The 15,880-nt window shown below is 63.7% G+C and carries 16 protein-coding genes and 1 tRNA gene; 11 read left to right on the forward strand and 6 right to left on the reverse strand.

Annotation, left to right across the window (positions count from 1 at the left end; translation table 11 throughout):
- Positions 1-64 precede the first annotated feature (64 nt).
- Together ACSQ9I_RS23220 and ACSQ9I_RS23225 are read left to right on the forward strand one after the other, a co-directional pair.
- The gene (locus ACSQ9I_RS23220) at positions 65-715 is read left to right on the forward strand and encodes an RNA pyrophosphohydrolase (RefSeq protein ID WP_436315808.1); all 651 of its coding nucleotides are present in this window, start codon (positions 65-67) and stop codon (positions 713-715) included.
- A gap of 91 nt (positions 716-806) precedes the next feature.
- Complete coding sequence (locus tag ACSQ9I_RS23225) at positions 807-1,256, forward strand: CNP1-like family protein (protein ID WP_280142629.1); 450 nt, start codon at positions 807-809, stop codon at positions 1,254-1,256.
- Positions 1,257-1,260: 4 nt separating this feature from the next.
- Here ACSQ9I_RS23225 and proB read toward each other — a convergent pair whose 3' ends face one another.
- The 4 genes from proB to rplU all read right to left on the reverse strand — a co-directional run bounded on the left by proB (position 1,261) and on the right by rplU (position 4,116).
- On the reverse strand, positions 1,261-2,412 hold the full coding sequence (gene proB / locus ACSQ9I_RS23230; protein WP_093105750.1) for a glutamate 5-kinase: 1,152 nt from the start codon (positions 2,410-2,412) through the stop codon (positions 1,261-1,263).
- Position 2,413: 1 nt separating this feature from the next.
- Positions 2,414-3,466 carry an Obg family GTPase CgtA gene (gene cgtA / locus ACSQ9I_RS23235; RefSeq protein ID WP_093105747.1) on the reverse strand — a complete coding sequence of 351 codons (1,053 nt, stop codon included), beginning with the start codon at positions 3,464-3,466 and terminating at the stop codon, positions 2,414-2,416.
- Positions 3,467-3,534: 68 nt separating this feature from the next.
- Positions 3,535-3,792, reverse strand: coding sequence for a 50S ribosomal protein L27 (gene rpmA / locus ACSQ9I_RS23240; RefSeq protein ID WP_436305153.1), 258 nt, complete (start codon positions 3,790-3,792; stop codon positions 3,535-3,537).
- 12 nt (positions 3,793-3,804) lie between these two features.
- Entirely contained in the window at positions 3,805-4,116 is a 312-nt protein-coding gene (rplU, locus tag ACSQ9I_RS23245; RefSeq protein WP_093105742.1) for a 50S ribosomal protein L21, read from the reverse strand.
- 186 nt (positions 4,117-4,302) lie between these two features.
- On the opposite strand from rplU, the gene ACSQ9I_RS23250 reads away from it, so the two are divergent.
- The 3 genes from ACSQ9I_RS23250 to ACSQ9I_RS23260 all read left to right on the forward strand — a co-directional run bounded on the left by ACSQ9I_RS23250 (position 4,303) and on the right by ACSQ9I_RS23260 (position 7,195).
- Positions 4,303-5,295, forward strand: coding sequence for a polyprenyl synthetase family protein (locus tag ACSQ9I_RS23250; protein ID WP_436315810.1), 993 nt, complete (start codon positions 4,303-4,305; stop codon positions 5,293-5,295).
- Between the two features lie 49 nt (positions 5,296-5,344).
- Positions 5,345-5,421: transfer RNA gene (locus ACSQ9I_RS23255), tRNA-Pro, on the forward strand.
- 43 nt (positions 5,422-5,464) lie between these two features.
- On the forward strand, positions 5,465-7,195 hold the full coding sequence (locus ACSQ9I_RS23260) for a tyrosine-type recombinase/integrase (protein ID WP_436314615.1): 1,731 nt from the start codon (positions 5,465-5,467) through the stop codon (positions 7,193-7,195).
- Between the two features lie 94 nt (positions 7,196-7,289).
- Here the strand turns inward: ACSQ9I_RS23260 and ACSQ9I_RS23265 are convergent, their stop codons facing one another.
- A complete protein-coding gene (locus ACSQ9I_RS23265) occupies positions 7,290-7,925 on the reverse strand; it encodes a hypothetical protein (RefSeq protein WP_436314616.1) in 636 nt (211 codons plus the stop codon).
- Positions 7,925-8,365 (reverse strand): hypothetical protein, encoded by a 441-nt coding sequence (locus tag ACSQ9I_RS23270; RefSeq protein ID WP_436314617.1) that lies wholly within the window; start codon positions 8,363-8,365, stop codon positions 7,925-7,927. Before ACSQ9I_RS23270 ends, ACSQ9I_RS23265 begins: the two co-directional genes overlap by 1 nt.
- Positions 8,366-8,688: 323 nt before the next feature.
- Here ACSQ9I_RS23270 and ACSQ9I_RS23275 point away from each other — a divergent pair, with 323 nt between their 5' ends.
- From ACSQ9I_RS23275 to ACSQ9I_RS23300, 6 genes are all read left to right on the forward strand, one after another.
- Positions 8,689-9,714 carry a hypothetical protein gene (locus ACSQ9I_RS23275; RefSeq protein ID WP_436314618.1) on the forward strand — a complete coding sequence of 342 codons (1,026 nt, stop codon included), beginning with the start codon at positions 8,689-8,691 and terminating at the stop codon, positions 9,712-9,714.
- 146 nt (positions 9,715-9,860) lie between these two features.
- Complete coding sequence (gene pilB, locus ACSQ9I_RS23280; RefSeq protein WP_436314619.1) at positions 9,861-11,597, forward strand: type IV-A pilus assembly ATPase PilB; 1,737 nt, start codon at positions 9,861-9,863, stop codon at positions 11,595-11,597.
- 20 nt (positions 11,598-11,617) lie between these two features.
- Complete coding sequence (locus ACSQ9I_RS23285; protein ID WP_436314620.1) at positions 11,618-12,844, forward strand: type II secretion system F family protein; 1,227 nt, start codon at positions 11,618-11,620, stop codon at positions 12,842-12,844.
- Positions 12,844-13,686: a prepilin peptidase gene (locus tag ACSQ9I_RS23290; protein ID WP_436314621.1), complete on the forward strand. Its 843-nt coding sequence runs from the start codon at positions 12,844-12,846 to the stop codon at positions 13,684-13,686. The genes ACSQ9I_RS23285 and ACSQ9I_RS23290 overlap by 1 nt, the downstream gene beginning before the upstream one ends.
- Before the next feature lie 20 nt (positions 13,687-13,706).
- Complete coding sequence (gene coaE / locus ACSQ9I_RS23295; RefSeq protein WP_436314622.1) at positions 13,707-14,306, forward strand: dephospho-CoA kinase; 600 nt, start codon at positions 13,707-13,709, stop codon at positions 14,304-14,306.
- Between the two features lie 83 nt (positions 14,307-14,389).
- Positions 14,390-15,880: an MBOAT family O-acyltransferase gene (locus ACSQ9I_RS23300; RefSeq protein WP_436314623.1), complete on the forward strand. Its 1,491-nt coding sequence runs from the start codon at positions 14,390-14,392 to the stop codon at positions 15,878-15,880.

Here is a 15,880-nt window from a genome sequence, read left to right on the forward strand (position 1 = left end):
GGTCGCTTGCCGAGTGCAACCCGGCATGCATAATCGACTCAGTTCAAAAAATTGGGGTTTGATTATGCTCGACCGGGACGGCTTCAGGCCCAACGTCGGCATCATCTTGCTCAACCAGAGAAACCAGGTTTTCTGGGGCAAACGCATCCGCACCCATTCCTGGCAGTTCCCGCAAGGCGGCATCGATCGCGGCGAGAGTCCCGAACAGGCCATGTTCCGGGAACTGCACGAAGAGGTGGGTCTCCAGCCGGAGCATGTGCGCATCGTGGCCCGTACCCGCGACTGGTTGCGCTACGAGGTGCCGGATCGGTTCATCCGCCGTGACGCACGGGGCCACTACAAGGGCCAGAAGCAGATCTGGTACCTGCTGCAGCTGATCGGCCACGACTGGGATCTCAATCTTCGCGCCACCGACCATCCGGAGTTCGACGCCTGGCGCTGGCACGACTACTGGGTCCCGCTGGACGTGGTGGTCGAATTCAAGCGCGGCGTCTATGAAATGGCGCTGACCGAACTCGCACGCTACCTGCCTCGGCAGGATTTCCGCAACCGCTTCCTGCGCAGCAATGTGCGCGCTCGCGAATTCGAGCGCCACCCGCCCGCTGCAGGCCATGAACCCAACTTCGAACTGCCCCCCGGGGCGAGTTTCGACCCGAATCCCAATGCCCCTCATCAATCGCCCGACCCAACCGATCCTCTTCATGTGCCGCGCTAGGCACGTTCTTGCCTTCACCTTCGCATGCGTGCTCACCGCATGCGGCTCGGGTCCGAGAGACACCGACAATCCGGACTGGGCACAAGCCGGCATGCCGCCACCGCCAAAGGTGACGGCTCAGGCTGACGAGTGGAAGGAAGGCGAAGTGCCGCCCCCCCCCGCTTTCGACGAAAAGCGGCTGCTCCCGATCGAGATGCCGCCCTACCTGAGCCTCAAGTACGGCGTCGATCCGGCCACCATCACCCTGGGCGGCGACGGCATGGTGCGCTACGTGGTCGTGGCCAGCAACAAGGCTGGGGGGGCCACCAATGCCTTCTACGAAGGCGTGCGCTGTGCGTCCGAGGAGGTGAAGCAGTACGCCCGCTACAACCAGGGCGCCTGGCACCACGTGCCCAAACCGGAATGGAAGCGCATCGACGATCGCAACTCGCGTTATGCCAAGGAGCTGTCTGCGCAGGCCCTGTGCCGCGGCCACGCGCCGCGTGCCTCTGTGAGGGAGATGGTTCAGCAGATCAAGAACCCGCTGCGCGAGCTCCCCTGAGGCCTCAGCGGCTGTCGGGCATCAGCACCATGTTATCGCGGTGCACCATCTCCGGCTCCGCCACGTAGCCCAGCAGCCGCTCGAACTCGATTGAGGGCTTGCGGCACAACAGCCTGGCTTCGGCGCTCGAGTAGTTGGCCAGCCCGCGCGCCAGTTCGATGCCCTGCGCGTCCCGCACGGCGATGACGTCGCCGCGCGAAAACTCGCCCTCGACGCTGGTCATGCCGATCGGCAGCAGGCTCTTGCCCTCGCCCCGCACCTTGGCGGCGGCACCGGCATCCACCGTGACCGCGCCGCGCAACTGCAGGTGATCGGCCATCCAGCGCTTGCGCGCCTGGTGCTTGGCGGTCTGCGCCAGCAGCAGCGTGCCGATCGGTTCGCCGTGCGCAAGGCGCAGCAATGCGTCGTGCTCGCGGCCCCATGCGATCACTGTCGAGGCACCGGAACCTGCGGCGCGCTTGGCCGCCAGGATCTTCGTGATCATGCCGCCGCGGCCGATGCTGCTGCCGGCGCCGCCGGCCATGGCTTCGAGCGCAGGATCGCCCGCGGCCGCCTCGTGCACGAAGCGCGCGTCGGGATTCTTGCGCGGATCGGCGGTGTAGAGGCCCTTCTGGTCGGTCAGGATCACCAGCGCGTCGGCTTCCACCAGGTTGGCGACCAGCGCGCCCAGCGTATCGTTGTCGCCGAACTTGATCTCGTCGTTGACCACCGTGTCGTTCTCGTTGATGACCGGCACCACGCCGAGCGCGAGCAGGGTCACCAGCGTCGAGCGCGCGTTCAGGTAGCGCTCGCGGTCGGCCAGGTCGGCGTGTGTCAGCAGCACCTGTGCACTGCCCATGCCGTTCTCGCGCAGCTTGGTCTCGTAGATCTGCGCCAAGCCCATCTGCCCGACCGCCGCGGCGGCCTGCAGTTCGTGGATCTCGTGCGGGCGCGTGCGCCAGCCGAGCCGCTTCATGCCTTCGGCGATGGCACCGCTGGACACCATCACGACCTCGCGGCCGTCGCGCACCAGCGTCGCGAGCTGCCGGCACCATTCACCGATGGCGTTTTCATCCAGGCCCCGGCCCTCGTTGGTGACGAGGCTGGAGCCCACCTTGACGACGATGCGGCGCGCGTCGCGCAGGGCGGTGGAACCGGTGGTCGAGCTTGAAGTCATGTCAGGCAAAACGAGGATCGATCTCCGTCGGCGGTTGCTCGGCGACCTGTTGCGCCTTGACGTGCTGGTAGATCGCCTGCACCAAGGGCTCGCAGCCTTCGCGCGTGAGCGCGGAGATCTCGAATACCGGACCCTTGAAGCGCAGCCGCTTGACGAAGTCCTTCACACGCGCGGCGCGCTCGTCGTCCTGCACCATGTCGAGCTTGTTCAGCACCAGCCAGCGCGGCTTTTCGTACAAGGCTGCATCGTATTTCTTGAGCTCACCGACGATCGCCTTGGCCTGCGCGACCGGATCGGCGTCGTCGAAGGGCGCGATGTCGACCACGTGCAGCAGCAGCCGGGTGCGCTGCAGGTGGCGCAGGAACAGATGGCCGAGGCCGGCGCCTTCGGAGGCACCCTCGATCAGGCCCGGGAGATCGGCGACGACGAAACTCTGCTCCGGACCGACGCGCACCACGCCGAGGTTCGGATGCAGCGTGGTGAAGGGGTAGTCGGCGATGCGCGGGCGCGCATTGGAAATCGCACTGATGAGGGTGGACTTGCCGGCGTTCGGCATGCCCAGCAGGCCCACGTCGGCCAGCACCTTCAGTTCGAGCTTGAGGCTCTTCTTCTCGCCGGGCCAGCCGGGTGTCTTCTGGCGCGGTGCGCGGTTGATGGCGCTCTTGAAGCGCATGTTGCCGAAACCGCCGTCGCCGCCCTTGGCGATAGTGATCACCTCGCCCGGCGTCAGCAGCTCGTACAGCACCTCGCCAGTTTCGGCGTCGGTGATGATGGTGCCGACCGGCATCTTGAGCGTGATGTCGTCGCCGGCGGCACCGAACATGTCCGAGCCCATGCCGTGCTGCCCGCGCTTGGCATCGTGGCGGCGCGAAAAGCGGAAATCCACCAGGGTGTTCAGGCTCGGATCGGCCACGGCGAACACATGGCCGCCGCGCCCGCCGTCGCCGCCGTTCGGGCCGCCGAACTCCTTGTACTTCTCATGCCGGAACGACACGCAGCCGTTGCCGCCATCGCCGGCGGCGATGTCGATGAAGGCTTCGTCCACGAACTTCATGAGATGTCCAGTTTACAAATGAAGAAGCCCCGGCAAAGCGGGGCTTCGAGCAGATCGAAGTGACTGGCTTACGCCGGGGTCACGTTGACCGTGTGCTTGTTGAGCGCGCCCTTGGTGCCGAAGGACACCTGGCCGTCGACCAGGGCGAACAGCGTGTGGTCCTTGCCCACGCCGACGTTGACGCCGGGGTGGAACTGGGTGCCGCGCTGGCGCACGATGATCGAACCGGCGCTGATCAGTTCGCCGCCGAAAGCCTTCACGCCGAGCATCTTGGGCTTGGAATCGCGCCCGTTTCGCGTTGAGCCGCCGCCTTTTTTCTGTGCCATGGTGTTCGCTCCTTAGCCGGCGATCGCACCGATTTGCAGCTCTGTGAACTGCTGGCGATGGCCTTGACGTTTCTGATAGTGCTTGCGACGGCGCATCTTGAAGATGCGAACCTTGTCGTGCTTGCCGTGCGACAGCACAGTGGCTGTCACAGATGCGCCGGACACCAGGGGCGTACCGACCTTGATTGCGCTGCCGTCGCCGACTGCGAGCACTTGGTCGATCACGATTTCCTGGCCTACGTCCGCAGCAATCTGTTCTACTTTAATTTTCTCGCCGGAAGCAACGCGATACTGCTTGCCACCGGTTTTTATGACCGCGTACATGTGGACCTCTTGGAATAAGATGGTTCTACGGCGAATTCCGCAGAGCCCAAGATTCTAGCACGGAGGCCACCTGCCGGCATAGAGCGCCGCCGCGCCGCATTGTCTGGGTACCCGGCTCCCTATAATCTGCGCCTTCCGGCCCTGCGCCATCGTCGTCCCTCACGCAGCGCACAAAGCGCCCCTGCCTTGTCAGTTCCCCCCGCCGACACCTCCCCCGCTGCCGCCGTACTCAGCCTGATTGCAGAGGACATGGCAGGGGTCGACCTCGTGATCGCCCGCCGCCTCGATACCGGCGTCCCGCTGGTGCGCCAAGTCTCCAAGTACATCATCTCGGCCGGCGGCAAGAGGCTGCGCCCCGCGCTGCTGCTGCTCATGGCCGGCGCTTTGGGCTATCGCGGAGAACAGCGCTTCAACCTGGCCGCCGTGGTGGAATTCATCCACACCGCGACCTTGCTGCACGACGACGTCGTCGACGAATCCACGCTCCGGCGCGGCCGCCCGACGGCCAACGAGTCCTTCGGCAATCCGGCCAGCGTGCTGGTCGGCGACTTCCTCTACTCTCGCGCATTCCAGATGATGTTGGATGCCAACAACGTCCGGGTCATGGAAATCCTGGCCGAGGCGACCAACGTGATCGCCGAGGGGGAGGTACTGCAGCTCATGAACATGCACGACGCCTCGCTCGATGAGGAGGCTTACCTTCGGGTGATCCGCTCGAAGACGGCCAAGCTGTTCGAAGCCAGCACCCGGCTCGCCGCGGTATTGGCGGGCGCGACGCCGGAGGTGGAAGCAGCATGTGCCGCCTATGGACAGGCGCTGGGCACCGCCTTCCAGGTGATCGACGACGTGCTCGACTACGCAGGCGATGCGAACGAGACCGGCAAGAACGTCGGCGACGACTTGCGCGAAGGCAAGACGACGCTGCCGCTGATTCTGGCCATGCAGCGCGGCACCCCGGCACAGCGCGAATTCATTCGCGCCGCCATCGAGGCGGGCGATACGGCGCAACTGCCGCAGATCGTCGCCATCGTGCGAGAGACGGGTGCGTTGGACGCTACGCGGGCAGCAGCAGCGGCCGAAGCGCAACGCGCGATGGATGCGCTTGCCGGCTTTCCCGCGAATTCGCACTCTGCCGGTTTGCTACAATTGGCGGCTCAGTTGCTTGAGCGACGCGCCTAGACACCTCACGACAGTGGGCACCCGGGACGAATCTTTTTCTTGCAACCATCGGGGTGTAGCTTAGCCTGGTAGAGCGCTACGTTCGGGACGTAGAGGCCGGAGGTTCGAATCCTCTCACCCCGACCAGTTTGGAGACCGTTCCCATCGAGGGAAACCGGCGTTTTCACTGGTGAGATTAAGTCATCCAAGGCATCAGCGAGTCGAGGAACTGTGTCAAGTTGCCGCGATCTGCAATGATGATGCCCGACGACGACATGACTCGATTGCCGACCGGCGTTGCCCTGAGAGGCGGCGTCTATCAGAGTTGCGCATAGGCGCCCCCGCAGACCTTCAGCACATCTACGGCCCGAACGCATGGCGCGGCAGCCTGAAGACGAGCGACAAGCCGACCGCAGCCCGACTGGCCCACGCGAAGCTCGCCGAGATGCATACAGAGTTCGAGCGGCGCCGCGCTGAGTTGAAGCCAAGGACCATTCCGGCGAATGCCAAACTCGCTGAGGCGATTGCAGAGCACCTATACCGCTCCATCTTGAGCGACGACGACCTGAACCGAGCCGCCGGCCACCCCCTCGCGCACATCCCGCTGGACCCGGAAGACCTTGGCCTCACTGAGCTTTCGGCGGACCTGTGGGAGCGCCAAGAGCAGGTCGCTACAGCAATGCACGATTACGCGGAGGCTCTCGCTTCTTTGGTCGCCATGGGCGACTACGGCATGACGGAAGACTATGCGGCAATGGCAGCCAAGGAGATGGGCATTCCACGTGTGGATTGGAGCGTTGAGCGGGTGCTGCTGGCAAACGTCGGCCGCGCCATGGTGCAGGCGTACCGCGATGCAGCGAAGCGGGCACAAGGCGATGTGATCCCGACGCCCCCGGAGCCGGCGAAGTCGACCATAGCCGCCCTTGCGACAGAAGCACCGGGAAACACCAGCGGCTCCGGGCAGACCCTCCGCGATGTGATCCCAGAGTGGAAGGCCCGGACCCGTGCAAAGCCGAATGCGATACAGCGGACGGAGAAGGCGCTGACGCTGTTCGAGCAGGCGGTCGGCGTGCTCCCCCTGACCGCGCTCGACAAACGCGTTGGAGCGCGTTTCCTTGCGTTCCTGATGGACTCCAAGGTGCGGGGCTTCGGCGACAGTACAGCGGCCAACCATGCAGCGGCAGTGAACGCACTGGTGAACGTAGCGGTGAAGGTGGACATGATGCCGAAGAACCCCTTCGACCTCGCGTTTGAGATCAAGGACGCGGAAAGCCGGGATGCCTGGACCACGGAGGAACTGGCTCTGATCTTTGGGGCGAAGGAGTTCACGGTGCCGGCCTTGGCACCTGTCGTGCGCTTGGTTGACCCAGCGGCCCCGGCAATGGTCCTGCGGTGCCTGCTATTCACAGGCGCTCGGGTCGGCGAACTGGCCCAGTTGGCGACCAAGGATGTGCAGGTCAGGGATGGCATTGCGGTGATGGATCTTCACAGGAAAAACGGCACGCTGAAGACTGACGCAAGCGACCGGTACATCCCCGTTGCGGCGGGGCTGGAGACGGCCGGGTTCCTGGCGTTCGCGGAGATGCGCAGGGAGGCTGGCGAGCGGTGGCTGTTTCCCTCGTTGAACAGGGGCGGCGCGGTGACGCCGGGCGATCAGTTCGGCAAGTGGTTCGCGAGGTTCCGGGAAACCCATGGTCTGCCTGCTGGCCCCTTGAACGGGAGCCACCGGTTCCGCCACCTGATGCGCAGCACTCTCGCGGGCATGGGAGTCGGCGTCGAGACGGCGGACGCGCTAACGGGCCACGCAGCCATCGGGAGCACAGGGCGCACTGTGTACACGGCAGTGCCCATGAGCGCGGTGAAGGCGGCAGTGGATAGGCTGACGTGGCCTGTCTCTGTACCCCCGTGGACGGCCTCTTAAGAGAGGGCGTTCAGTTTGACGTTGGGAGTAGCTTAGGGGCGCCCTGCCGCTACGACAGCGTCGGAGACGCGGCGCTTGCCCGGCGAACTTGTCCTTAGGACGGGTTCTGGCTTATCCACCTAGCCATCAGATCCTGAAGGTCGTTTGCGTACTCCCAGGAGCTAAGTTCGCTCAGCTTGACATTGTTTGTCTTGGCGGACAGCGCCAGGGTGCCTCGGAACGCGAGGTAGCGCTTAGTCACATGAGCAGCCCCCGCCAGCGAAAGCGTGGACTTCTTGCGGAGAAAGTCCCGAACACAACTAATTGCCTTGGTGGGATCGTCCTCATGAACCTTGGTGTCCAGCCCCGCAAGGTCGCTGATGCTCGCGTTGTGTTGGTACTGAACGCCATCCAGGATGCCGATGTGGTGGTCCCGTTGGTAGGGGTTCATAGCATGCACTGCATAGGCGATTCCCGCCTCGAAGGGCATGTTGAAGCGAGGTAGCTTGTTCTTCCCCAACTGCACCCGGCTCATGTCATGGAGCGAGTACTTGGAGGTTGCGATCTCGCTAGCGATGCGCTCCACGCGCACAACGGAGGAATCGTCGATCAACGCATGCCGAGCCTGGAAGCCAAGATCGTGAATCGTAAAGACGATTGCGTCGAATAGAGGCTTGAACTTACCGTCGAACGGGCAATTGAGGAAGACGCGGGATTCGTAGTTAGCCGGCCTCGCAACTGAGAGAGCCATCAGTTCAGCACCATCGAGGCCAAAAGCAACTTTCGCGTTTTCTCGTCGAGCTTCAGCTTGCTCTTCGGCGCCGGAAGGTGCTTGACCTCTGGGTGTTTGCCCACTAGCTTGCGCCGAGACAGGTCCAGCGTCACAAACTTCCCCGGTGCCGAAGTGGTAGTCGCCTCGAACACCTTGCCGGGAGACGAGGTGACAGTCGTCTTGGATCCCTTATTGGAGAGCGAGGTGAGGGTCACCGTGTAAACCTTGCCTGCCCGAGACGGGGCGAGCGCTTGTTTCGCCGGCAGCGAGGCTCCCTTGGACGCTGCGCGACCTGACAGCACGGCACCTGCCAACGCCTTAGCTGACGTTTTCCCGGCGCCTACGCCAGAACTGGCGGTCTTTTCGGCCACAGTTTCCCTGCTTGCCGAAGCCTGTTTGCGGACGGTATTCGTTGCCATATGTTAGATGATAAGCCCCAACTGGTAGATCGTCATTCCGACAAAATCTTGGGCTGCAAGATCGAGTCCGCGGGTGGGTGCGAGGCACGTAAACGTTCTGGCATGCGCAGCGCCCCCTCGATTCCTGTCAGAAAAATTCGCGAGGCTTGCTCGCACCCTTGCGCCTCCCAGCCGCCCCCGTACCCCCCCGCCGCTTTGCTATCGCTGTCAGCTACTCCATCAGTCGAAACCAGTCACGCACAGTGAGTTGAAGGCGAAGCTGCTCGTCCTCCGCAAGCGGGCAGCAATGAGCGATCGGGTTTCGGAGGGAGTTGAGACTGGCCATGACCTTCTCTACCGCTCGCCGCTTCGTGAAGAGGCCGCGGCAGTTGGTCGAGATTCCCTTGGAGGCGTGGCGCGAGCGGGCCGAGGAGTTCGCCCAGATCAGCCGCCAGCGCGTGGAGTTCATGCGCCAGCAGGCGGACATGTTGCGTGAGATGTGGGAGGACGTTGGTCTTGACCTCACCAACTGCGATGCGGCCTTCCGTGGCAACACGGCGGCCAAGAGGGCTTGGCGAGTCGCGGCGGGGCTTGAGGCACCGGGTGACCCCAAGAGCCGCCCGATCACGGACACGATGCGCAGTGAGGCCAAGCGGTGGGCGCGGGAGCGGCACGAGTTCGCGGCAGCCGAGCAGCGCGACCAATTGATGAAGGTGGCGCCCCGGCATTTCCTGAGGTCTCCCGGACGGACAATGACGGAGCAGCAACGGCGTGAGAAAGCCGAGAAGGCTGCGAACTGGGTTCTTGACCACGGTCTGGAGGGCTTTGCGGTTGGTCACGGTTACGACGTGGCCGAACTGATGCTGGACCACAAGGCCCAGATCGACGCGACCGTGGCAGCGCTCAAAGCCGCTCTCGCCAGGGTGCCGGGGGTAGGCCGCGACGACACTGAGATGCGGGCAGCACTGGCCGATGCGGTGTTGGCTCGAATGCAGGAGGAGCACACGCGGGCCGTCCTTGACGAACCCATAGGTGACGGGGACGACCTGAGCCTCGTGCGAGCGAAACAGATGCACCAGCAGCGGATGGCTCGCCTCGATGCCGAGATGCCGAGATGCCGAGATGCCGAGATGCCGAGATGCCCGATTTTTAGGCAAGAGACAGGGCGCCGAATAGCGCCCCAATTATTTCTTGCCACATGTAATAGGACACTGAAACGGGCATTTCCGCATCTCGCGGCGCCCGGCCACCCTACTGCCGAAGAACCGCTGCCGGACCGTGTGGTAGCCTCCGCTTTGGTGCGTCAACAAGACGCGGTTCACGACATTGACGCGACTGCTGACTTTCCCTCTGTAGAGGGTCGTGGCTGAGGAGGTTCGAATCCTCTCACCCCGACCAGCCTTTTCGGCTGTAAATGCAAAATGCTCCGCGGTGTGTTGCTGCGAAGCGATTTACAGCCCTTGGGGGATCAGCGATGATCGTGAAGCAATTTTTCACGTCTTGTTACATTCGTTGAATGGCCGCTGCTGAACCCCTCGTCAAAGAAAGCTCGTCGATCGCCCTGCCGGGACTCGCGCGGGCCTTGATTTCGGCCGGCAAGCTTCCGGCAAAAGCAGCCGAAGACATCTATCAGAAGTCGCTCAGCGGGCGGACCAGCTTCATCGCGGAGCTGACCGGCACGGGCGCCGTCTCGGCCGCCGACCTCGCGCACACCCTGTCGAGCGCCTTCGGTGCGCCGCTGCTCGACCTCGATGCGATCGACCCGCAGCGCCTTCCCAAGGACCTGCTCGACCCCAAGCTGTGCCAGGCCTATCGGGTCGTCGTCCTGAGCAAGCGCAACAATCGTCTCATTGTTGCAACAGCCGATCCTTCGGATCAGCAGGCAGCCGAAAAGATCAAGTTCGCGTCCCAGATGGGCGTGGACTGGGTCATCGCCGAGTACGACAAGCTCTCGCGCATGATCGAGGCGGCCGCAGTGAGCGCGTCCGAAACCATCGACAGCATCGTCGGCGCCGAATTCGAGTTCGATGAAGTTTCGGCGGATACCTCGAGCGACAGCAACGACCCGGCGGTGGCCGAGGTCGAAGACGCACCGGTCGTCCGCTTTCTGCACAAGATGCTGCTCGACGCATTCAGCATGCGCGCGTCGGACATCCACTTCGAACCCTACGAGCATCAATACCGCGTGCGCTTCCGCGTCGACGGCGAACTGCGCGAAATCGCAAGCCCGCCCACGGTCATCAAGGACAAGCTGGCGTCGCGCATCAAGGTGATTTCGCGGCTGGACATCTCCGAAAAGCGGGTGCCGCAGGACGGCCGCATGAAGCTCAAGATCGGTCCCGACCGCGTGATCGATTTCCGCGTGAGCACCTTGCCCACCCTGTTCGGCGAAAAGATCGTGATCCGTATTCTCGATCCGAGCAGTGCACGCCTGGGCATCGACGCACTGGGTTACGACGCGGATGAAAAGGAACGATTGCTCACTGCCATCGGGCGTCCCTACGGCATGGTGCTGGTCACGGGCCCGACCGGCTCCGGCAAGACGGTGTCGCTCTACACCTGCCTGAACCTGCTCAACAAGGCCGGCGTCAACATCGCCACGGCGGAAGACCCGTCGGAAATCAACCTGCCCGGCGTGAACCAGGTCAACGTCAACGAAAAGGCGGGGCTGACCTTCGCGACCGCGCTGCGCGCCTTCCTGCGCCAGGATCCGGACATCATCATGGTCGGCGAAATCCGCGACCTCGAAACCGCCGACATCTCGATCAAGGCTGCGCAGACGGGCCACCTGGTCTTGTCGACCCTGCACACCAACGACGCCCCCACGACACTCACGCGCATGCGCAACATGGGCATCGCGCCGTTCAACATCGCGTCGAGCGTCATCCTGATCACCGCGCAGCGGCTTGCGCGCCGCCTCTGCACGGTTTGCAAGGTGCCGGCCATGGATGTGCCGAAGGAGGCGCTGCTCGATGCCGGCTTCAAGGAAAGCGATGTGGACGGTACCTGGAAGCCCTATCGCCCGGTCGGCTGCTCGGCCTGCAACGGCGGATACAAGGGGCGCGTTGGCATCTACCAGGTGATGCCGATCTCCGAAGAGATCCAGAAGATCATTCTGCGCGATGGCAGCGCCCTCGATATCGCGAAGCAGTCCGAAGCCGAAGGCGTGCGCTCGCTACGTCAATCGGGACTGAAGAAGGTCATGCAGGGCCTGACCTCACTTGAAGAAGTGCTCGCGGTCACCAACGAATAGCATTGAGAAGCGGAGCTCGAATGGCAACGGCAGCAGCAGCATCTACCCGAACGCTCAAGGAATACGTCTTCGAGTGGGAAGGCAAGGATCGCAACGGCAAGGCGGTACGCGGCGAGGTCCGCGCTGCCGGCGAAAACCAGGTCCAGGCGGCGCTGCGGCGCCAGGGCGTGCTCGCCACGAAGATCAAGAAGCGGCGCATGCGCTCCGGCAAGGCCATCAAGCCAAAGGACATCGCCATCTTCACGCGCCAGCTGGCGACGATGATGAAGGCCGGCGTTCCGCTGTTGCAGGCCTTCGACATCGTGGGCCGCGGCAACGCGAATCCGAGCGTGGCCAAGCTGCTCAACGACGTTCGCAGCGACGTGGAAACGGGTACCTCGCTGTCCGCCGCCTTCCGCAAGTTTCCCAAGTACTTCGACAACCTCTACTGCAACCTGGTCGAAGCCGGCGAAGCCGCAGGTATCCTGGAAGAACTGCTCGATCGCCTGGCCACCTACATGGAAAAGACCGAGGCGATCAAGTCGAAGATCAAGTCGGCGCTGATGTACCCGACCTCCGTGGTCGTCGTCGCGTTCGTCGTGGTGGCGATCATCATGATCTTCGTGATTCCGGCCTTCAAGCAGGTGTTCACCTCCTTCGGCGCCGACCTGCCGGCCCCGACGCTGATCGTCATGGCCATCAGCGAATTCTTCGTCGCGTACTGGTGGCTGATCTTCGGCGTGATCGGCGGCGGCCTCTACTTCTTCATGCAGGCCTGGAAGCGCAACGAGCGCGTTCAGCGGGTCATGGACCGGCTGCTGCTGCGCCTGCCGATCTTCGGCACGCTGATCGACAAGTCCTGCGTCGCGCGCTGGACCCGCACCTTGGCCACCATGTTTGCCGCCGGCGTGCCGCTGGTCGAGGCGCTCGACTCGGTCGGCGGCGCATCCGGCAATACGGTGTACGCCGATGCCACGGCCAAGATCCAGCAGGAGGTCTCGACCGGCACCAGCCTGACGTCGGCCATGACCAACGCCAACCTGTTCCCCTCCATGGTCCTGCAGATGACCGCGATCGGCGAGGAGTCCGGGTCGATCGACCACATGCTGGGCAAGGCCGCCGATTTCTACGAGTCGGAAGTCGACGACATGGTGGCCGGCCTCTCGAGCCTGATGGAGCCCATCATCATCGTGTTCCTCGGCGTGATCATCGGCGGCATCGTGGTCTCGATGTATCTGCCCATCTTCAAGCTCGGCCAGGTCGTCTGATGCTGGTTTCGCAGGGGGTGGACGCCGCATTGGCCGGCGTGCTGGGGTTGTTGATCGGCAGCTTCCTCAACGTCGTGATCTATCGCCTGCCGAAAATCCTGGAGCGCCAATGGGCCGCCGAATGCGCGAGCCTCAACGGCGCGGAACCCGCTGCGGCCGAGCCCTTCAATCTGATGGTGCCGCATTCGCGCTGCCAGCAGTGCGGCCACGCGATCCGCTGGTACGAGAACGTGCCCGTCTTGAGCTACCTGTTTCTTCGCGGCAAGTGCTCGGCGTGCAAGACGCCGATCAGCCTGCGCTATCCGCTGGTCGAGCTGGCGACCGGCGCCCTGTTCGCCTGGTGCGTGTGGCGCATGCCGGGTCAGTTCGGCGGCCTGGCCTGGTGCGGCTTCGCGGCTGCGCTGATCGCGCTCGCGCTGATCGACTGGGACACCACCCTCTTGCCCGACGACATCACGCTGCCCTTGCTTTGGGCCGGCCTGCTCGCTGCCCTCGCGGGTTTCACGGGCGTGAGCCTGACCAACGCCGTCTGGGGCACCGTGGCGGGCTATGTCTCGCTGTGGGCGGTCTATTGGCTGTTCAAGCTGAGCACCGGCAAGGAAGGCATGGGTTACGGCGACTTCAAGCTGTTCGCCGCCTTCGGCGCATGGTTCGGATGGCAAGCACTGGTGCCCATCATCCTGATGGCATCGGTGATCGGTGTGATCGTCGGCATTGCACTCAAGCTCAACAGCGGATTGCGCGAAGGCGGCTACGTGCCCTTCGGCCCTTTCCTCGCGGGTGCGGGCTTCACGGCCATGCTCTTCGGCCCGGACGCGATCCTTCGCGTGGCCGGCCTCTGACAAGCAAAGGCGCGCGTGCCATGCGCATCGGACTGACCGGCGGCATCGGCAGCGGCAAGAGCACTGTCGCGTCCATACTGGTCAGCGCCGGCGCCACGCTGATCGACACCGACGCCATTGCACGTGCGATCGCCCAGCCTCATGGGGCCGCCATGCCCGCAATCGAAGCCGAATTCGGCCCCGCAGTCATCGCTGCGGATGGCGGTCTGGACCGGGCGCGCATGCGGGACCTGGTGTTTGCCGACACCGGCGCCAGGAAACGGCTCGAGGCAATCCTGCATCCCTTGATCAGCGCGGAGTGCGAAGGCCAGGCGTCGGCCGCGGCCGGGCAGCTAATCGTCTTCGATGTGCCGCTGTTGGTCGAATCGAAGCGTTGGCGCGCCCTGGTCGATCGCGTGCTGGTCGTCGACGCGACCGAAGAAACCCAGGTGCAGCGCGTGGTGGCGCGTTCGGGCTGGACGCCCGAAGCCGTTCGCGCCGTAATTGCTCAGCAGGCCGACCCCGCGCAGCGCCGCGCCGCAGCCGATGCGGTGATCTTCAACGAGAAAATGTCGCTGGCGGAACTCTCCGCCGACGTCCGAAATCTGTGGGAACGGTGGACCGGCGCAGGCACGCGATAATCCCGGGCTGACTGCCGCCACACGCGCGAAACAACAACAAGGCGGCGCGCTCGAATGGGCCATGCGACGCAGCCCTCCCCAAGATGCTTTTCAATTCGTACGCATTCATCTTTCTCTATTTCCCGATAGTTCTTGTCGGGTTCTTCCTGATCGCAAAGCGCAACGCGCGTGCGGCCGCCGGCTTTCTTGCGCTCGCATCGCTGTTCTTCTATGGCTGGTGGAGCGTCATGGCCTTGCCGCTGCTGGTGGGCTCGATCTGCGTCAACTACTGGTTCGGACTGCGCCTCACGCCGAACCCGGGACGCGACGACCGTCAGCGCAAGCGCATGCTGATCGCTGCGCTCGTCGTCAACCTCGGGGTGCTGGCGGTCTTCAAGTACGCCAACTTCTTCGTCTCGAACGTGAACGAGGGGCTGGCTGCCGCAGGACTGGCGCCGATTCCGATGCTCCATATCGCACTGCCGATCGGGATTTCGTTCTATACCTTCACGCAAATTGCCTTCCTGGTCGACTGCTGGCAGGGCAAGGTTCACGAGCGCAGCTTCATTCACTATGTGCTGTTCGTCACCTACTTCCCGCATCTGATCGCGGGTCCGGTGCTGCATCACGCGCAGATGATGCCGCAGTTCGCCAACCCAGCCATCTACCGGATCGATGCGAACAAGCTCGCGCTCGGCATTGCGATCTTTAGCTTCGGTCTCGCGAAGAAGCTGCTGATCGGCGACAAGATGGGACAGTACGCCGACCTGATGTTCAACGGCGTGCACAACGGCATCGCGCCCTCGCTTTACACGGCATGGTTCGGTGTGCTGGCCTACACGCTGCAGATCTACTTCGACTTCTCAGGCTATTCGGACATGGCGGTCGGGCTGTCCTTGTGCCTGGGCGTGCAGTTGCCGCTCAATTTCCGATCGCCCTACAAGTCGACCAACATCATCGAGTTCTGGCGGCGCTGGCACATTTCGCTGTCGACCTTCCTGCGCGACTACCTGTACGTGCCGCTGGGCGGCAACCGCAAGGGCGAGGCGCGCCGCTACCTCAATCTGTTTCTCACCATGCTGCTCGGCGGCCTCTGGCATGGCGCGGCGTGGACCTTCGTGATCTGGGGTGCGTTGCACGGCGCATTCCTGATGATCAACCACCTGTGGAACGCCAAGGTGCTGCGCAATGCCACACCGAGCCGCTTGAGGCGCGCGGCCGGCTGGTTGCTGACCTTCCTGTGCGTGATGATCGCCTGGGTCGTGTTCCGCGCCGAGAGCGTCGCCACGGCGCTCGAAATCTACAAGGGCATGCTCGGCATGCACGGAACGCCGCCGAGCGCATTCGGCGAATTCGCGGTTCCGTATCGCAAGCCCGAGTTCTTCCAGACCTTGCTGCTCGGCCTGTTCATCTGCCTGGCATTGCCTCCCACGATCGCGTTGGAGCGCTGGGTGCCTGGTCCGATCGCGCTGGCGGGGCGTCCGCGCTCGATGCGGGCGGTCACGGCACTGATCGCCGCTTTCGTGGTCGTGCTGTTCGGCATGTGCGTGTCCCAACTGGGCGTCTACAGTCCCTTCCTTTATTTCCAGTTCTGA

Origin of the sequence: Variovorax sp. LjRoot84 (assembly GCF_964254305.1) — a bacterium.
Classification (GTDB): Bacteria; Pseudomonadota; Gammaproteobacteria; order Burkholderiales; family Burkholderiaceae_C; genus Variovorax.